Source organism: Streptomyces sp. NPDC046831 (assembly GCF_040645305.1).
Taxonomy (GTDB): Bacteria; Actinomycetota; Actinomycetes; order Streptomycetales; family Streptomycetaceae; genus Streptomyces.
This window is the reverse complement of sequence record NZ_JBEYXZ010000008.1, coordinates 115,372-133,756: the sequence shown is the minus strand read 5'-3', so window position 1 is coordinate 133,756 and position 18,385 is coordinate 115,372. Positions and strand designations below refer to the sequence as shown.

At 74.7% G+C, this 18,385-nt stretch carries 11 protein-coding genes, 1 pseudogene and 1 riboswitch; of the genes and pseudogenes, 7 read left to right on the top strand and 5 right to left on the bottom strand.

The features are described 5' to 3' along the window. Positions 1 to 42: 42 nt before the first annotated feature. On the bottom strand, positions 43 to 732 hold the full coding sequence (locus ABZ920_RS10450; RefSeq protein ID WP_361501289.1) for a response regulator: 690 nt from the start codon (positions 730 to 732) through the stop codon (positions 43 to 45). Between the two features lie 160 nt (positions 733 to 892). On the opposite strand from ABZ920_RS10450, the pseudogene ABZ920_RS10445 reads away from it, so the two are divergent. Then, positions 893 to 1,104: pseudogene (locus ABZ920_RS10445) on the top strand (ATP-binding cassette domain-containing protein); the annotation flags it as partial. A 567-nt stretch (positions 1,105 to 1,671) separates the two neighbouring features. On the opposite strand, the gene ABZ920_RS10440 reads toward ABZ920_RS10445, so the two are convergent. Further along, positions 1,672 to 3,351: a sensor histidine kinase gene (locus ABZ920_RS10440; protein ID WP_361501286.1), complete on the bottom strand. Its 1,680-nt coding sequence runs from the start codon at positions 3,349 to 3,351 to the stop codon at positions 1,672 to 1,674. Positions 3,352 to 3,481: 130 nt separating this feature from the next. Next, positions 3,482 to 4,417: a sucrase ferredoxin gene (locus ABZ920_RS10435; RefSeq protein ID WP_361501283.1), complete on the bottom strand. Its 936-nt coding sequence runs from the start codon at positions 4,415 to 4,417 to the stop codon at positions 3,482 to 3,484. Between the two features lie 932 nt (positions 4,418 to 5,349). Here ABZ920_RS10435 and ABZ920_RS10430 point away from each other — a divergent pair. Further along, complete coding sequence (locus ABZ920_RS10430; RefSeq protein ID WP_361501450.1) at positions 5,350 to 6,504, top strand: GTP-binding protein; 1,155 nt, start codon at positions 5,350 to 5,352, stop codon at positions 6,502 to 6,504. A 170-nt stretch (positions 6,505 to 6,674) separates the two neighbouring features. On the opposite strand, the gene ABZ920_RS10425 is transcribed toward ABZ920_RS10430, so the two are convergent. Continuing rightward, on the bottom strand, positions 6,675 to 9,134 hold the full coding sequence (locus ABZ920_RS10425; RefSeq protein WP_361501280.1) for a DNA topoisomerase IV subunit A: 2,460 nt from the start codon (positions 9,132 to 9,134) through the stop codon (positions 6,675 to 6,677). Positions 9,135 to 9,431: 297 nt separating this feature from the next. Between ABZ920_RS10425 and ABZ920_RS10420 the strand changes: the two genes are divergently transcribed. From ABZ920_RS10420 to ABZ920_RS10405, 4 genes are all read left to right on the top strand, one after another. Further along, positions 9,432 to 10,805, top strand: coding sequence for a pitrilysin family protein (locus ABZ920_RS10420; protein WP_361501447.1), 1,374 nt, complete (start codon positions 9,432 to 9,434; stop codon positions 10,803 to 10,805). Then, on the top strand, positions 10,802 to 12,190 hold the full coding sequence (locus ABZ920_RS10415; RefSeq protein WP_361501277.1) for a pitrilysin family protein: 1,389 nt from the start codon (positions 10,802 to 10,804) through the stop codon (positions 12,188 to 12,190). The genes ABZ920_RS10420 and ABZ920_RS10415 overlap by 4 nt, the downstream gene beginning before the upstream one ends. Before the next feature lie 221 nt (positions 12,191 to 12,411). Next, positions 12,412 to 12,573, top strand: a riboswitch (cyclic di-AMP (ydaO/yuaA leader). Between the two features lie 12 nt (positions 12,574 to 12,585). Then, positions 12,586 to 13,344, top strand: coding sequence for a M23 family metallopeptidase (locus ABZ920_RS10410; protein WP_361501274.1), 759 nt, complete (start codon positions 12,586 to 12,588; stop codon positions 13,342 to 13,344). Between the two features lie 208 nt (positions 13,345 to 13,552). After that, positions 13,553 to 14,248 carry a GntR family transcriptional regulator gene (locus ABZ920_RS10405; RefSeq protein ID WP_361501271.1) on the top strand — a complete coding sequence of 232 codons (696 nt, stop codon included), beginning with the start codon at positions 13,553 to 13,555 and terminating at the stop codon, positions 14,246 to 14,248. Between the two features lie 350 nt (positions 14,249 to 14,598). Here ABZ920_RS10405 and ABZ920_RS10400 read toward each other — a convergent pair whose 3' ends face one another. Next, positions 14,599 to 14,880, bottom strand: coding sequence for an HPr family phosphocarrier protein (locus ABZ920_RS10400; RefSeq protein ID WP_361501268.1), 282 nt, complete (start codon positions 14,878 to 14,880; stop codon positions 14,599 to 14,601). Between the two features lie 180 nt (positions 14,881 to 15,060). Here ABZ920_RS10400 and ABZ920_RS10395 point away from each other — a divergent pair, with 180 nt between their 5' ends. Further along, on the top strand, positions 15,061 to 18,348 hold the full coding sequence (locus ABZ920_RS10395; RefSeq protein ID WP_361501265.1) for a GNAT family N-acetyltransferase: 3,288 nt from the start codon (positions 15,061 to 15,063) through the stop codon (positions 18,346 to 18,348). Positions 18,349 to 18,385: the final 37 nt, after the last annotated feature.

Sequence of the window (18,385 nt, the reverse complement as noted above, 5' to 3'; positions counted from 1 at the left end):
CACTTCCGCGAGGAGCCGCCGGTCGCACCGGCACTGGCTGCGCTACGGCGCCACCCACGCGTACCGGTGCTCGGGACGCCCGGTGTCGCCGTACCTCAGCGACAGGCGCAGGCGGCCGGCCTGTTCCAGGTGGCGGAGGTAGCGCTGGGCCGTGGAGCGGCTCAGGCCCGTCCGGGCGGCCACCTCGTGGGCCGACAGCGGGTGGTCGGCGCGGTGGAGGACGCCGCAGATGAGGTCTGTGGTCGGCTCGGAGTGGCCGCTGGGCAGGCCCGGCGCCGACGGCGCCGGCGTGGTGCGCAGCGCGCCGAAGATGCGGTCCACCTGCTCCTGGGCGACGCCGTGGCAGCCGACGCGGTCGACGGTGCGGCGCAGGGCGGCGTAGGAGTCCAGACGGGTGCGCAGCGCGGCGAAGGTGAAGGGCTTGACCAGGTAGTGCAGCGCGCCCAGGCGCATGGCCTGCTGAACGGTCGTCACGTCGCATGCCGCCGTGATCATGATGACGTCGGTGCCGATGCCCTGTTCGCGCATCCGGTGGACGAGTTCGAGGCCCGTCCGGTCGGGCAGGTAGTGGTCGAGCAGGACCAGGTCGATGCCCCCGCCCTGCACGGCCGTGAGGGCCTGGGCGGCACTGTGCGCGCGGGCGGCCACCCGGAAGCCGGGGACCTTCCCCACGTACTTGGCGTTGATCTCGGCGACACGGAAGTCGTCGTCGACCACCAGGACGTCAATCATCGGGCGTCTTCCTCCAAGGCCGGGCGAGCGCTCGGCCCGCGTTTCGGCTTCGTTGTTGTAGCGCGAGCAAAACGAGCACAACAGGTGCCTGCGAGCAAAAGACCGGCTTGCGCCTACAAGACTGCTGCGGTGGCCGGATCCGGTCCTACCGTCCCGGCCCATGAGCGCGGACACCAGCCCCGCCATCGAACTGCGGGGCGCGAGCAAGACGTTCAGGACCCCGTCGGGGGCCTGCACACGGCGGTCCGGGACCTCGACCTCACCGTGGCCCGCGGCGAGTTCGTGGCCGTCGTCGGCCCCACCGGCTGCGGCAAGTCGACCACACTGACCCTGGTCAGCGGCCTGGAGGAACCCACCGACGGCGAGGTGCTGGACCGCCTCCCGCTACGCCGCCAAGCCCTGGCTGGTGGCCGGGCGGCCGGTTCGCGTGGCCGGCCCCGTGACCGTGAAGCAGACCTTCGGCATCGGCCTGCCACGCGGCAGGCCGGGGACGCGGCCATGGCGTCCCCGGCCCGGCCGGCCCGGTCGGGGCCGTTCCCGCCCCGGCCGGTCCGCCGGGCGTGGGCCCGTCCCGTCCCCGGTCCGGTCCGCTCGGGCGCGGGGCGGTCCGTGCCCGGTCCGGTGCGCTCGGGCGCAGGCCGGCCCGTCTCCAGCCTGGTCCGCCCGACCGCGCGCCGGTTCCATCCCCGGTCCGCCCGATCGCGCGCCGGTTCCGTCCCCGGTCCGCTTCGCTCGGGCGCGGCCGTTCCCGTGCCCGGCGCCCCCGTCCGTCCGTCGGTGCGGTCCGGCCCGGTGAGACGCGGGTCGCCCACTTGTGGCGGTGCCGCGCGACGACGCGGAAGGCTGGAAGCTCCCGGCGAAGGCGGCGAAGGCGGCGAAGGCGGCGAAGGCGGCAGCCGCGCGGCCCGGGCGGCGCCGTCCACGCCCAGGGGGGGCCGATCATCGCGAGGCCTCCTCGGCGGTGTCGGCGACGGAGTCGGCGGCGGTGCGGGCCGGTGCCGCCAGGCCCGGCTCGGCCAGTGCCTCCGGCAGCACCACCGTGAACTGGGCGCCGGAACCGGCCGCCTCGCCCACCGTCACGGTGCCTCCCTGCCGCTCGGCGAACCTGCGGACCAGCGACAGCCCGATGCCGCGCTTGCCGTGCGCGGGCGGCGTCTTGGTCGACCACCCCTCCGTGAAGATCACCTCGCGCCGGTCCGCGGGGATCCCGGGTCCCGTGTCGCGCACCCGGAGCACGGCGGTGCGTCCCTCGGCGCGCAGCTCCACCTCCACCCGCGCGTGCGGGGTGCCCGCCACCGCGTCGAGCGCGTTGTCCACCAGGTTGCCGACGACGGTCACCAGCCCGCGCGGGTCGACCAGCCGGTCCGGCAGCCGGGTCCGGTCCGACACCCGCAGCGCGACCCCGCGCTCCGCGGCGACCGTCGCCTTGCCCACCAGCAGCGCCGCCAGCAACGGGTCGTGGATCTTCCCGGTGACCTGCTCCGCCGTGGCCCGGTGGTCGCCGGCGACCTCCCCGACGAACTCGACGGCGTCGTCGTACAGCTCCAGTTCCAGCAGCCCGAGCAGGGTGTGCAGGTGGTTGGCGTGTTCGTGGTCCTTGGCGCGCAGCGCGTCGATCAGGCCGTGCGTGGAGTCGAGTTCGCGGCCGAGCCGTTCCAGCTCGGTGCGGTCGCGCAGGGTCGCGACGGCGCCACCGTCGCCCGTCGGCATGCGGTTGGCGACGAGGACGCGGTGCCCGCGCACGGTGAGCAGGTCGGTGCCCGTGACCCGGCCCGCCAGGACATCGGCGGTGCGTCCCGCGCCGAGCGCCTCCTCGGGCGTCCGGCCGGCCGCCTCGTCGCCGATGCCGAGCAGGCGCCGCGCCTCGTCGTTGAGGAGGCGGATACGGCCCGCGCGGTCCAGGGCCACGACCCCCTCCCGGATGCCGTGGAGCATCGCCTCGCGCTCCGCGAGCAGGGCGGCGATGTCCGAGAAGGCCAGGTCCCGGGTCTGCCGCTGGACCCGGCGGGAGATCAGCCAGGCGGCCGCCGCGCCGGCGGCCAGGGCTCCGCCCGCGTACGCGAGCAGGCCGGGGATGACGCTGATCAGCCGGGCCCGCACGCTCTCGTAGGCGATGCCCACCGACACGGCGCCGACGATCCGCCCGCGGGCGTCGAGCAGCGGCACCTTGCCGCGGGCCGAGCGGCCGAGCGTGCCGCTGTCGATCTGCATGACCTCGTGGCCGGCCAGGGCCGGGGCGGGGTCCGTGGACACCCTCCCGCCGATGCGCGCCGGGTCGGTGTGCGACCACCGCACGCCTCGTGCGTCCATCACCACGACGTACTCGGCCCCCGTGGCCCGCCGGATCCGCTCCGCCTCCCGCTGCACGGGCCCGCCGGCCGTGGGGGAGGTGCGCAGCAGGTCCTCGGTGATCCGCGGGTTCTGGGCGGTGGTCTGCGCGATGGCGAGTGCGCGGCGCATCGCCTGGTCGTCCAGCTGGTGGCTGAGCGGCGCGAGGAACAGCCCGGTCGCGAGCACCGCGACGCCCGCGGCGATCACCAGCTGCATCAGCAGCACCTGTGAGAACACCCGCCGGGGCAGACCGAGGCGCCGGCGGCGCAAGGGGGGAGTGCGGGTCATGCGGACGACGGTACGGGGGCGGCCCCCGGCTGCCCCAGGGGGTGGGGTGTGGATCTCCGGCAGGTTCCGGGGGAGGGCCGGTGGCCACGGGCCGGCGCACGGCCGGGGGCCGCTCGCGGGCGGCGGGCCGTCAGCTCCGCACCGTCGCCAGTTCGCGCACCGCGACGACGTCCATCCGGCCGGGGGTGCCGAGCACCGAGGCGCCGCAGCTCTCCGGGCGGGGCGGCTCGGAGGCGCCCTGGGACACCAGCACGCTCCAGCGGCGCCCGTCGACGTGGCCGACGGTCACCTCCCAGTGCGGCGCGGCACCGTCCGTGGAGACGACGGTCAGCGCGTCCGCCGCGTACTCGCCCGCCGCCGTGCGCACCGCCAGCTCGGCGGCCTGAGCCGGCCGGTCCCAGGCCGAGCGGCCCCGGCAGCCGTCGACGACGATCCGGCCCTCCTGCACGGCGTGCAGGACGTTCTTGACCGCGTGGGCCTGCGCCCTGCCGTAGGCGTACCCGTGGGGCAGCACCAGCAGCGTCGGCGCGAAGCGGTGGCCGCCGAGATGGGTGACCTCCCAGACGCCCTCCACCCCGGAGGAGGCGAGCTCGGCGGCGAGCGGGCGGCCGAGGAGAGCGCAGCACCGGTCGCGCCTGCCGTTGGTGCACACCAGCGCGAGCGGATCGCCGGTGTGGGGGCCGCCCCGCAGCGCCTCGTCGAAGGCGCGCCGGTCACCCCTGCCCAGCGCGTCGAAGTCGAGCCGGAGGAGGTCCTCCGGGTCGCACGTGGTGGCGCTGTGCAGCCACGCGTTGCCCGGCAGGGTGTGGGCGGCGAATACCTGGCGCACGGACGGCGTGCGGCAGTCGGCGTGCCGCCCGGGACGGCGGATGAGCGCGATGCGGACTCCGGTGCCCTCCGCCGCCCTTTCCAGGGCCCGTCCGAGAGCGGGGTCCAGGTGGCTGGAGGTGAGAGCCTTGGGCCCCCACGGCCCGGGCTGCTCCAGCAGCAGCCACGTCGTCGCCGTGGCCGCAGTCCCGGAGATCGGCTCGTCGAGGTCCCGGGAGACGTTCGCGCACGTACTCACACAGGTGAGCCTAACCTGAGTCGGCCCTCGGTAACCGTCAGGGGATGGGGGCGAGCCTCCGCGTCGGCCGCGGGGGAGGGGAGCCGCGGCCCGTCCGGCAGCCGGGGAGGCGGACGCCTCCAGGCCCGTGGTGGGGTGAGCCGCTCCAGTTCGGCGCCGGTGGGTGGCGGACCGCTCCGGGCCGCGAGGGGCGAGCCGCTCGACTCCGGCGCCGGTGGGAGGCGGACGCCTCCGGGCTTGTACGGGGACGAACCGCACCTCGGCGGCGGTGGGAGGCGGACCGCTCCGGGCCGCGAGGGGACGGCCGTTCGGCTCCGCCGGCCCTTGGTAGCAGCGGCTCGCTCCAGGCTGCGGCGCCGGAGGCGGCGGGTGGTCCGGCAGGCCGGCCGGGCGGCCGAAGTCGTCATCGGACCGGCCGCACCGCCGGCTCCCTGACAGGCAGTCGCTTCGGGCACCGGCTCACGGCGGCCCGCTGCACGGGTCCCGACGCGCCGGTTCCCGTGCCGGCCCGGAGGTGACCGCTCGTATCCTGGGTCGGCATTCAGTCCTGGTGGGCGCACCGGCGGCGTGAGCCGGCGCGCGGTCGACGTGAGAGAGGTCGCACGGTGAGCCAGCCGAGCCCGAGCCCCGACGCCGACGGGAACACGGGCCCGCCGAGCCCGGGCGTGGCCCCGGACGCCGACGCGAACGCCGGCTCCTGGGGCGCGAGCCCCGACGCCGACGCGAACGCCGGTTCGTGCGACCCGGGTCCCGACGCCGACGGGAACACCGGTTCGTGCGACCCGGGTCCCGACGCCGACGCCGACGCGGACGCCGGTTCGTGGGACGCGAGTCCCGGCACCGCGGCGGACACCGCCTCGTGGCACCGGAGCCCCGGAGCCGGAACCGACGCCGGCTCCGTCGCCCCCGGCCCGCTCCCCGGCACCCGGCAGATCCCCGTCGTCGTTCTCGCCGGGTTCCTCGGCGCCGGCAAGACGACGCTCCTCAACCACCTCCTGCACCGCAGCGGTGGCAGCCGCATCGGTGCCGTCGTCAACGACTTCGGCGCCGTGGAGATCGACGCGATGGCTGTCGCGGGCGCGCTCGGCGACTCCACCGTCTCCCTCGGCAACGGATGCCTGTGCTGCGCCGTCGACGTCAGTGAACTCGACCTCTACCTCGACCGGCTCACCCGGCCGTCCACCGGCGTCGACGTCGTCGTGATCGAGGCCAGCGGGCTCGCCGAACCCCGGGAGCTGGTGCGCATGGTCCTGGCCAGCGAGAACCCCCGTGTCGTCTACGGCGGGCTGGTCGAGGTCGTCGACGCCGCCGAGTTCGACGACACCCGCGCCCGCCACCCCGAGCTGGACCGGCACCTCGCCCTGGCCGACCTCGTCGTCGTCAACAAGATCGATCGCGTCGCGGACGGCGACAGGGTGCTCGGCCTCGTGCGCACGCTCGTCGACCGGGCCGCCGTCGTGCCCGCCTCCTACGGCCGCGTCGATCCCGAGTTCCTCTTCGACTGCCGGCCCAGCGAGGAGCGCGTCGGACAACTGTCCTTCGACGACCTGCACCGCACGGAGGAGCCCGCCGACCAGCAGGAGCACGAGCACGGGCACCGGGACGCGTCCGGGCACGCCGGCCACCTGCACGCCGGCTACGACAGCGTCTCCTTCGTCTCCGGCCGGCCCCTCGATCCGCGTCGGCTGATCCGGTTCCTCGACAGCCGCCCGGCCGGGCTGTACCGCATCAAGGGGTTCGTCGACTTCGGTCCGCACGACCCCCGCAACCGCTACACCGTCCACGCCGTCGGGCGGTTCCTGCGCTTCTACCCCGAGCCCTGGCCCGCCGGCGACGACCGGCTCACCCAGCTCGTGCTCATCGGGTCGGGCATCGACGCCTCCGCGCTCGGCGGGGAACTCGAGGCGTGCACGAGCGACGCCCCGCACGCCGACGAGCACGGCATGTGGGGCGTCCTCCGCTACGTGCAGGACCCTGAGGACCAGGACCTGCGGGAGCGGCGCCCGCAGGACCCGGCCTCCGGGGAGCCGAACCCGGAGGACCTGGACTTCGGGGAGCTCCGCCCGGAGGAGGCGGACCTCTCCTAGCCGGGCCCCGGACCCCGGGCCCCGGACCCGACGGACGGAACGGCCCGGGACCGCTCGGGACGGCTCGGGACGACTCGGAGCGGCCGGTAACCGGTCCGTCCCGCGGCGCGGGCCGCAGGACGGACCGGCGGTCACGGGCCTACGGCTCAGGCCGTTCCGGCCGGGACGGCCTAGAAGACGGGTCCCGCCACCACCCACACCGTCTTCGCCAGCGACACGCCCGAGCCGTCGCGGCGCGGGTCGAGCTCCGGCAGTTCGGCCGGGTTGCCGTTCTTCTGCGCGGCCCGGGCCGGCGCGGGACCCGCCCAGGCCAGGGACAGGCAGTCCTCGCCCTTGAGGAACCGCTGGCAGCGGACGCCGCCGGTGGCGCGGCCCTTGCGCGGGTACTGGTCGAACGGGGTCAGCTTGGCCGTCGTCTGGACCGAGTCGTCCAGGGTGCCGCGCGAACCGGCGACCGTGAAGACCAGCGCCTCCGCGGCCGGGTCGACGGCCGTGAACGAGATGACCTTGGCGCCCTCGGCGAGCTTGATGCCCGCCACACCGCCGGCGGGGCGGCCCTGCGGGCGGACCTGGGAGGCCTGGAAGCGCAGGAGCTGGGCGTCGTCCGTGATGAAGACCAGGTCCTCCTCGCCGGTGCGCAGCTCCATCGCGCCCACGATCCGGTCGCCCTCCTTGAGGGTGATGACCTCCAACTCTTCCTTGTTGGACGGGTAGTCCGGAACCACGCGCTTGACCACGCCCTGCTCCGTGCCCAGCGCCAGCCCGGGCGAGGACTCGTCCAGCGTGGTCAGGCAGACCACCGTCTCGTCGTCCTCCAGCGAGACGAACTCCGCGAGCGGCGCCCCTCCGGAGAGGTTCGGTGCCGACGCCGTCTCCGGCAGCTGGGGCAGGTCGACCACGTTCAGCCGGAGCAGCCGGCCGGCGGAGGTCACCACGCCGACCTCGCCGCGGGCCGTCGCCGGGACGGCCGAGACGATCACGTCGTGCTTGTGCCGCTTGCCGCCCGCGTCCCGCGGGACCGGCTCGCCGGTCGCGGTGCGGGCCAGCAGACCGGTCGAGGACAGCAGGACCCGGCACGGGTCGTCCGCCACCTGCAGCGGCACGGCCGCGGCCGGGACGTCGGCCGCCTCCAGCAGCAGCGTGCGCCGCGGGGTGCCGAACTTCTTGGCCACCGTGGCCAGTTCGGCGGAGACCAGCTTGCGCAGCTCGGCGTCCGACTCCAGGATCCGGGTCAGCTCCTCGATCTCGGTGGTGAGCTTGTCCTTCTCCGCCTCCAGCTCGATGCGGTCGTACTTCGTGAGCCGGCGCAGCGGGGTGTCGAGGATGTACTGCGTCTGGACGTCGCTCAGCGAGAAGCGCTGCATCAGGCGCTCCTTGGCCTGTGCCGAGTTCTCGCTGGAGCGGATCAGCCGGATCACCTCGTCGATGTCCACCAGGGCCGTGAGCAGGCCCTCGACCAGGTGCAGCCGGTCGCGCCTCTTGCCGCGCCGGTACTCGCTGCGGCGCCGCACGACCTCGAAGCGGTGGTCGAGGTAGACCTCCAGCAGCTCCTTCAGGCCCAGCGTGAGGGGCTGGCCGTCCACCAGCGCGACGTTGTTGATGCCGAAGGACTCCTCCATCGGCGTCAGCTTGTAGAGCTGCTCCAGGACCGCCTCGGGCACGAAGCCGTTCTTGATCTCGATGACCAGGCGCAGTCCGTGCTCGCGGTCGGTGAGGTCCTTGACGTCCGCGATGCCCTGGATCTTCTTGGCGCCGACCAGGTCCTTGATCTTGGCGATCACCTTCTCCGGGCCGACCGTGAAGGGCAGCTCCGTGACGACCAGGCCCTTGCGGCGGGCCGTCACCGTCTCCACGGAGACGGTCGCCCGGATCTTGAAGGTGCCGCGGCCCGTCGCGTAGGCGTCGCGGATGCCGGGCAGGCCCACGATCCGCCCGCCGGTCGGCAGGTCGGGGCCCGGCACGTGCTTCATCAGCGCGTCCAGGTCCGCGTTCGGGTGGCGGATCAGGTGGCGCGCGGCCGCGATCACCTCGGTCAGGTTGTGCGGCGGCATGTTGGTGGCCATGCCGACGGCGATGCCCGACGCGCCGTTCACCAGCAGGTTCGGGAAGGCGGCGGGCAGGGCGGCCGGCTCCTGCTCCTGGCCGTCGTAGTTGGGCGCGAAGTCGACGGTGTCCTCGTCGATGGACTCCGTCATCAGGCTCGTCGCCGCGGTCATCCGGCACTCGGTGTACCGCATGGCCGCGGGCGGGTCGTCGTTGCCCAGCGAGCCGAAGTTGCCGTGGCCGTCGACCAGCGGCACGCGCATCGAGAACGGCTGCGCCATGCGCACCAGTGCGTCGTAGATCGACGCGTCGCCGTGCGGGTGCAGCTTGCCCATGACCTCGCCGACGACGCGCGCGCACTTGACGTAGCCGCGCTCGGGCCGCAGCCCCATCTCGTTCATCTGGTAGACGATGCGGCGGTGCACCGGCTTGAGACCGTCCCGGGCGTCCGGCAGGGCGCGGGAGTAGATGACCGAGTACGCGTACTCGAGGAAGGAGCCCTGCATCTCGTCGACGACGTCGATGTCGAGGATCTTCTCCTCGTACGGGTCGTCGGGCGGCGGGGTCTTCGTGCTGCGGCGGGCCATCGCTGCCGGCTCCTTGCTGGGGCGTGGAAACGGGATCTGACGCCGACCATTGTGGACCTCGGCACCGACAGCGCGGACCAGGACCCGGGCTCAGGCCGTCCGGTCCGCCTCCCCGGCGGGCGCCGGCACGCTCGCGCGGGGTGACCGGGCCGGCGCCGCCCGCGTCCGGCATTCTCGCTCTGGGCGTACGGGCCCGCGGAACTTCGCCAGCGTGCGCGCGCTTGCATACAGTGGCAGGACGGCAGGAAAACGGCGGTTCCACAAGCCGCCTCCGCGATCGAAGGGACGTACATGCCCATGGGTCACACGGCCACAGCCGAGGCAGGCTCCGGCGGCCTGACAGCGACCGAGCACCGCCTGGCCAACGGCCTGCGCGTGGTGCTCTCCGAGGACCATCTGACCCCGGTCGCGGCGGTGTGCCTCTGGTACGACGTCGGCTCGCGCCACGAAGTCAAGGGGCGCACCGGTCTGGCTCACCTCTTCGAGCACCTGATGTTCCAGGGCTCCGCCCAGGTCAAGGGCAACGGTCACTTCGAGCTGGTGCAGGGCGCCGGCGGCTCGCTCAACGGCACCACCAGCTTCGAGCGCACCAACTACTTCGAGACCATGCCGGCCCACCAGCTGGAGCTCGCGCTCTGGCTGGAGGCCGACCGCATGGGCTCCCTCCTGGCCGCCCTCGACGAGGAGTCCATGGAGAACCAGCGCGACGTCGTCAAGAACGAGCGCCGCCAGCGCTACGACAACGTCCCGTACGGCACCGCGTTCGAGCGGCTGACCGCCCTCGCCTACCCGGAGGGCCACCCCTACCACCACACGCCCATCGGGTCCATGGCCGACCTGGACGCGGCCACGCTGGAGGACGCGCGCGCGTTCTTCCGCACGTACTACGCGCCGAACAACGCCGTCCTCTCCGTCGTCGGCGACATCGACCCGGAAGCGACGCTCGCCTGGATCGAGAAGTACTTCGGCTCCATCCCCTCCCACGACGGCAAGCCCGAGCCGCGGGACGGCTCGCTGCCGGAGGTCATCGGCGGGCAGCTGCGCGAGGTCGTCGAGGAGGAGGTCCCGGCCCGGGCCCTGATGGCCGCCTACCGGCTCCCGCACGACGGCACACGTGCGTGCGACGCGGCCGACCTGGCGCTGACCATCCTCGGCGGCGGCGAGTCCTCCCGCCTGTACAACCGGCTGGTGCGCCGGGACCGCACGGCCGTCGCGGCCGGGTTCGGCCTGCTGCGGCTGGCCGGGGCGCCCTCGCTGGGGTGGCTGGACGTGAAGACCTCCGGCGACGTCGAGGTGCCCGTCATCGAGACCGCCATCGACGAGGAGCTCGCCCGCTTCGCCGCGGAGGGCCCGACCGCCGAGGAGATGGAGCGCGCCCAGGCCCAGTTGGAGCGCGAGTGGCTGGACCGGCTCGGCACGGTCGCGGGCCGCGCCGACGAACTGTGCCGCTACGCCGTCCTGTTCGGCGACCCGCAGCTCGCCCTGACCGCCGTCCACCGGGTGCTGGAGGTGACGGCCGAGGAGGTCCAGGAGATCGCCAAGGCCCGGCTGCGCCCGGAGAACCGCGCGGTGCTCGTCTACGAGCCCGTCGCCGGCCAGGCGGACGCCACCGACAACCCGGACGCCGCCGAGGCCGCGGCCACCGACGACACCGAGGAGGCGGCGAAGTGACCGAGCTCACCACGATGGAGTTCCACCCCCGGCCCGAGGCCGGCGAGGCGAAGCCGTGGGCCTTCCCCGCACCCGGGCGCGGCAGCCTCCGCAACGGCCTGACGGTGCTGCGCTGCGACCGCCCCGGCCAGCAGGTCGTCGCCGTCGAGGTGCTGCTGGACGCGCCGCTGGACGCCGAGCCGGCCGGCCTGGACGGCGTCGCCACGATCATGGCGCGCGCCTTCTCCGAGGGCACCGACAAGCACTCCGCCGAGGAGTTCGCCGCCGAGCTGGAGCGGGCCGGCGCCACCCTCGACGCGCACGCCGACCATCCCGGGGTCCGCCTGAGCCTGGAGGTGCCGGCCTCCCGCCTGGCCAAGGGGCTCGGCCTGCTCGCCGACGCCCTCAGGGCCCCGGCGTTCGCCGACAGCGAGGTCGAGCGGCTGGTGCGCAACCGGCTCGACGAGATCCCGCACGAGATGGCGAACCCCTCCCGCCGCGCCGCCAAGGAGCTGTCCCGGCAGCTCTTCCCGGCCGACTCGCGCATGTCACGCCCCCGGCAGGGCACCGAGGAGACGGTCCGCAGCATCGACGCCGCGGCCGTCCGCGCCTTCTACGACCGGCACGTCCGCCCCGCCACGGCCACCGTCGTGGTCGTCGGCGACCTCACCGGGGTCGACCTCGACGCGCTGCTCGGCGAGACCCTGGGCACCTGGACCGGCTCACCGGCCGAGCCGCGGCCGGTGCCGCCGGTCACCGCCGACGACACCGGCCGCGTGGTGATCGTGGACCGGCCCGGCGCCGTCCAGACCCAGCTGCTGATCGGCCGGATCGGCCCGGACCGGCACGACCGGGTCTGGCCCGCCCAGGTGCTCGGCACCTACTGCCTCGGCGGCACCCTCACCTCCCGCCTGGACCGCGTCCTGCGCGAGGAGAAGGGCTACACCTACGGCGTGCGGGCGTTCGGCCAGGTGCTGCGCTCGGCCCCCGACGGCTCGGGCGCGGCGATGCTCGCGATCAGCGGCAGCGTCGACACGCCGAACACCGGCCCGGCCCTGGACGACCTGTTCACGGTGCTGCGCAAGCTCGCCGCCGAGGGCCTCACCGACGCCGAGCGCGACACCGCCGTGCAGAACCTCGTCGGGGTGGCGCCGCTGAAGTACGAGACCGCGGCGGCCGTGGCGGGCACGCTCGCCGACCAGGTCGAGCAGCACCTGCCCGACGACTACCAGGCGACGCTGTACCGGCAGCTCGCCGCCACCGGCACGGTCGAGGCCACGGCGGCCGTCGTCAACGCCTTCCCGGTGGACCGCCTGGTGACCGTCCTCGTCGGTGACGCGGCGCAGATCAAGGCGCCCCTCCAGGACCTCGGCATCGGCCCGGTCTCGGTGGTGACGGCCGACTAGAAGCGCGTCCCCCGGTCATGGCGGGCCGGGGGAGCACGCGCGCGGGGAGCCCTGGTGACCGGAGTGTCACCAGGGCTCCCTGTTGTCCGAATTGAGGGAGAGGCTGCCTGTCTGCGCTGTGGCGTGCGCTACAAAACCCGTCTTCCGTTTGGGAATTGAAGGCGGGCCCGATTAGCGTCATGCCGGCTGTCCGTCAGGCAGTGCGCCGCACCCGCGGCACCGGACAGCCATCGCCGAGTCCCCGTACGGCGCGAGCCAGGGGAGCCGGGGACCCACCGTCCCTGGGGTGAATCGGACGCCCGCGCCTGGTGCGAGGGGGCCCGTAGGAGACCTTCCTGCTCCGAACCCGTCAGCTAACCCGGTAGGCGAGAGGGAAGGAAAGGACCAGCCTGTCCATGGCGTTCAGCCGTGCCACCGGCAAGCACCGCCGGCCCAGCCGGGTACACCGCACCACCGCCCGCGCGGCGGGTGTCGCGGCCCTCACCACCACCGGCGTCCTCGGCGGTCTCGCCGCCGCCCCGGCGCTGGCTACGGAGACCCCCAGCCCGGAGGACACGGGCCTCACCCCGGTGGTCACCATCGGCGACTCCGTCGCCGCGCAGATCGACGCCCAGGCTGCCGCCCAGCAGCAGGCGGCCGAGGAGAAGGCGGCCGAGGAGGCCGCCCGCCTGCGGGCCGTCGAGCTGGCGAAGAAGGAGCGCGAGGCCAAGGAGCGGGCCGCCAGGGAGGCGGAGCGCCGGCGCCTGAACATGTTCGTCCTGCCGATCTCCGGCTCCTACGTCTCCACCGGCTACAAGACCGGCGGCAGCCTGTGGTCGTCCGGCTCGCACACCGGCATCGACTTCCACGCCGCGAGCGGCAGCACGGTGCACGGGGTCGGCGCCGGCACCGTCGTCGAGGCCGGCTGGGGCGGGGCGTACGGCAACCAGGTCGTGATCAGGATGGCCGACGGCATGTACACCCAGTACGCCCACCTGTCGTCGATCGGCGTCTCGGTGGGCCAGCGGGTCGTCCCCGGCCAGCAGATCGGCGTCTCCGGCGCCACCGGCAACGTCACGGGACCGCACCTGCACTTCGAGGCCCGTACGTCCCTGGAGTACGGCTCCGACATCGACCCCGTGGCCTATCTCCGCAAGCACGGCCTCGACGTCTGACCCCGCGAACGCCCCGAACACTCCGAACGCCCCGGCTGCCCGGCCGGGGCTTCGTGTTTTCCGGACGTCCGTCGTGCCCCGCACGTCCGCTGTCCGGGAACGTGCACGGATTTCGTCGCGCCGTCGGAAATTCCGGCCCGGTGCCATAGAGTCACGGAACAAGCGTCCAGCGTCGGCGTTTCACGGCGGAATCGAGGCGGAGGTCGGTATGCGTATTCCGGCGCACTCGGTGTGCACCGCGATCCGGGACGACATCGTCGCCGGCATTCACCGGCCCGGCGGCCGGCTCACCGAGGAGGTCCTCGCGCGCCGCTACGGCGTCTCGCGCGTCCCCGTGCGCGAGGCCCTGCGCACGCTGGAGGCGGAGGGGTTCGTGGTGACCCGGCGGCACGCGGGCGCGTGCGTCGCCGAGCCGACCGAGCGGGAGGCGGCGGACCTGCTGGAGATGCGCGCGCTGCTGGAGCCGCTGGGGGCCGCCCGGGCGGCGCAGCGGCGCACGGAGGCCCATCTGAAGGTGCTGCGCGGCCTGGTCGGGCTGGGGCAGGAGCGGGCCGGGCGGGGCAGCCGGGAGGAACTGCGCTCGCTGGGCGGCTGGTTCCACGAGACGCTGGCCCAGGCCTGCGGCAGTCCCGCGCTGACGTCGGTGCTGACCCAGCTGCGGCACAAGATCGCCTGGATGTACACGGTGCAGGCGCCGGCCGACCCCGTGGAGTCCTGGGCGCAGCACGGCGCCATCGTGGACGCCGTCGCCCGCGGCGACGGGGAGCGGGCGCGGGCGGTCACCGCCCTGCACGCCGAGCGCGCGGCCGCCGCGCACCGGCTGCGCGTCCCCGGGCGGCACGAGGGCGCCGCCCGCGTGAGGACCTCGCAACGGCCCGTCAACATACCGGGTCCCCGTAATTAACAGGAGGGCCGTATACAGGACGTGCAAGAAGAGGCAATTCGACGCGGGTGGAATTCCGGGCTGCTCATCTCGCGCGCCCGCGTATGAGCGGCGGCGGCGTGCCGTGCGGAATTCCGGACGGGGAATACCCGGTGAATGCACCGCTTCCCGGACCGCGCCCGAATGCTCCGGAGCGCCCGGAACGAGGACGGCCCCGAAGCGCCCGGGCCGGTACATGCCCCCGAGTGTCCGGACCGACGAGCAGCGCGGGAGTGTCCGGAACGGCGCATTCCCTGTAGCGCAGGAGCGGCGAGGCCGCGCCGCCCGTGCACGGGACGACGCGGCCTCGCCGCTGGAACGAGCCAATCCGGTCAGACGGTCTCGGGAAGCTCCTCGAGACCCTCGGCCACCAGCTTGGCCAGCCGGTCGAGCGCGGCGTCCGCGCCGTCGGCGTCGGACGCGAGGACGATCTCCTCGCCGCCCTGGGCGCCCAGGCTGAGCACGGCCAGCATGGACGCCGCGTTGACGGGGGCGCCGCCCGCCCTGGCGATCGTCACGGGGACGCCCGAGGCCGTGGCGGCCCGGACGAAGATGGAGGCGGGGCGGGCGTGGAGGCCCTCGGCCCAGCCGATGTTGACGCGGCGCTCAGCCATGCGATGCTGCCCTTCAGGTGTCCAGGGTTGTCTAGACCAGTTTCCCACACCTGTGGGAGTGGGCCGTGAACGGCCGGTGCCCGCTCACGGGCGGCGCCGGACCGCGGCCTCGATCGGCGTCCGCCTCCCCCAGCAGACTGCCTCGCCGCGCCGTCCGGCGCGAGCCTTACGCTGGGGCCCATGCAGACCTCGCCGGACCGGCACGCATACCCCGCCCACTGGGAGGCCGACGTGGTGCTGCGCGACGGCGGCACCGCGCGCATCCGCCCCATCACCGCCGACGACGCCGACCGCCTGGTCAGCTTCTACGAGCAGGTCTCGGACGAGTCGAAGTACTACCGCTTCTTCGCGCCCTACCCGCGCCTGTCCGCCAAGGACGTCCACCGCTTCACGCACCACGACTTCGTGGACCGGGTGGGCCTCGCGGCCACGGTCGGCGGGGAGTTCATCGCCACCGTCCGCTACGACCGCATCGGCGCCGACGGCAGGCCCGCCTCGTCCCACCCCTCGCCCGCAGCCGACGGGGGATCCGAGCCCCCCGCCGTCTCCGACGAGGCCGAGGTCGCCTTCCTGGTGCAGGACGCGCACCAGGGCCGCGGGGTCGCCTCCGCCCTGCTGGAGCACATCGCGGCCGTGGCCCGCGAGCGGGGCATCCGCCGCTTCACCGCCGAGGTGCTGCCTGCCAACACCAAGATGATCAAGGTGTTCACGGACGCCGGCTACACGCAGAAGCGCAGCTTCGAGGACGGCGTCGTCCACCTGGAGTTCGGCATCGAGCCGACGGACCGCTCCCTGGCGGTGCAGCGCGCACGCGAACAGCGCGCCGAGGCCAGGTCGGTGCGGCGGCTGCTCGCCCCCGGCTCGGTCGCCGTCATCGGCGTCGGCCGCACGCCCGGAGGAGTGGGCCGCAGCCTGCTCGACCACCTCCGCGACGCCGGGTTCACCGGCCGGCTGCACGCCGTGAACCGGGCCTTCCCCGAGGGGCAGCGGGAGATCGACGGGGTGCCCGCCCACCGCTCCGTGCGCGACATCCCCGCCCCCGTCGACGTCGCGGTCGTCGCCGTGCCCGCCGAGCGCGTCCCGGAGGTCGTCACCGAGTGCGGCGAGCACGGCGTGCAGGGACTCGTCGTCATCTCCGCCGGGTACGCGGAGAGCGGCCCCGAGGGCCGCGAGCGCCAGCGGGCGCTCGTCCGGCACGCCCGCTCGTACGGCATGCGCATCGTCGGGCCCAACGCCTTCGGCGTCGTCAACACCTCGCCGGACGTCCGGCTCAACGCCTCCCTCGCCCCCGAGATGCCCCGGCCCGGCCGCATCGGGATGTTCGCCCAGTCCGGGGCCATCGGCATCGCGCTGCTGTCCCGGCTGCACCGGCGCGGGGGAGGGGTCACCGGCGTCACCGGCGTGTCGACCTTCGTGTCGTCCGGCAACCGGGCGGACGTCTCCGGCAACGACGTCCTGCAGTACTGGTACGACGACCCCGACACCGACGTCGCCCTGATGTACCTGGAGTCCATCGGCAACCCGCGCAAGTTCACCCGCCTGGCCCGGCGGACCGCGGCCGCCAAGCCACTGGTGGTGGTGCAGAGCGCCGGCTCCGTCCCCCAGGGGCACGCCGTGCGGGCGACGCGGCTGCCGCACGCGGCGGTGTCCGCGCTGCTGCGGCAGGCCGGGGTGATCCGCGTCGACACGATCACCGAGCTGGTCGACACGGGTCTGCTGCTCGCCCGGCAGCCGCTGCCGACCGGGCCCCGGGTGGCGATCCTCGGCAACTCCGAGTCGCTCGGGGTGCTCACCTACGACCGCTGCCTCGCCGAGGGGCTGCGGCCCCATCCCCCGGTGGACCTGACGACGGCGGCCTCGGCGGACGACTTCCGCGAGGCGCTCACGCGCGCGCTGGCCGACGACAGGAACGACGCGGTGGTCGTCACGGCCATCCCGGCGGTGGGGGAGAAGGCCGCGGAGGACGCGGCCCTCGCCGAGGCGCTGCGCTCGGCGGCGGAGGCGTTCCCCGGCAAGCCGGTGCTCGTCGTCCACGTCGAGCTGGGCGGACTGGCGGAGGCGCTGTCGGCCGCGGCCAGCACGGGTCCGCAGACCGGCCCGGTGTCGACGGCCCGTGCGAGCGGCCGGCGGAACTCCGGCAGCGACACGGCTCCGGCTGCGGGCCCGGTTGCGGGTCCGGCTCCGGTTGCGGGTCCGGGTCCGGGTCCGGTTGCGGGTCCGGCTCCGGCCGCCGGTCCGGCTCCGGTCGCCGTCCCCGCCCAGCCGCCGGCCGCGGCCTCCTCCGTTCCTGTCGCCGGTTCCGGAGCCTCCACCGGCCCCGTAACCCGCACGAGCCCCGGAGCCTCCACCGGACCCGTAACCCGCACGAGCCCCGGAACCCCCGCGGGCCCCCTAACCCCCGATGGCCCCGGAACCCTCACCGGCTCCGCAGCCTCCACCGGCCCCGGAGCCTCCACCGGACCCGTAACCCGCACGAGCCCCGGAACCCCCGCGGGCCCCGTAACCCCCGCCGGTCCCGGAACCCTCACCGGCTCCGCAGCCTCCACCGGCCCCGGAGCACCCGCCCCCGACGACCCCGGCGCGCCCGCGGACGCCGGTACCCGGTCCCGGCTCATCCCCGCCTACCCGGCCGCCGAGCGTGCCGTGCGGGCTCTCGCCGAGGCCGTGCGGTACGCCCAGTGGCGGCGGGAGGCCGCCGACCCCGGCAAGGTGCCCGAGTACGACGACATCGACGAGAAGGGTGCCGCCGGACTCATCCACGGGCTGCTCGCCCGCGGGCAGGGCCTCACGCTGGGGACGGAGGAGACCCGCGAACTCCTCGGGCGCTACGGCATCGCCCTGCGCGAGGCCATCCCCGCGCCCTCCCCGGACGCGGCCGTCGAGGCCGCCCGCACCCTCGGCTACCCCGTCGCCCTCAAGGCCACCGCCCCGCACCTGCGGCACCGCGCCGACCTCGGCGGCGTGCGCCTGGACCTCGCCGACGAGGAGCAGCTGCGCCGGGCCTACGCCGAGCTGTCCGAGCTGTTCGGACACCCGCACGAACTGCGCCCGGTGGTGCAGGCCATGGCACCGCGCGGCGTCGACACCGTCGTACGGTCGGTCATCGACCCGGCGGCCGGCGCGGTGCTCTCCTTCGGGCTGGCCGGGGCGCCCTCACAGCTGCTCGGGGACATGGCGCACCGGCTGGTTCCGGTCACCGACCGCGAGGCGGCCTCGATGATCCGCGCCATCCGCACGGCGCCCCTGCTGTTCGGCTGGCGCGGCTCCGCGCCGGTCGACACGCCCGCCCTGGAGGAGCTGCTGCTGCGCGTGTCGCGGCTCGTCGACGACCACCCCGAGGTCGTCGCCGTCACCCTGGAGCCGGTCGTCGTCGCGCCGCAGGGGCTGAGCGTCCTCGGCGCCAGCGTGCGCCTCGCGCCGCCGCCCGCCCGTGACGACCTCGGCCCGCGTACGCTCCCGGTGTACTGAGTGACCTCCCCCGCTCGCGGCGGTGCTTCGCAGTCGG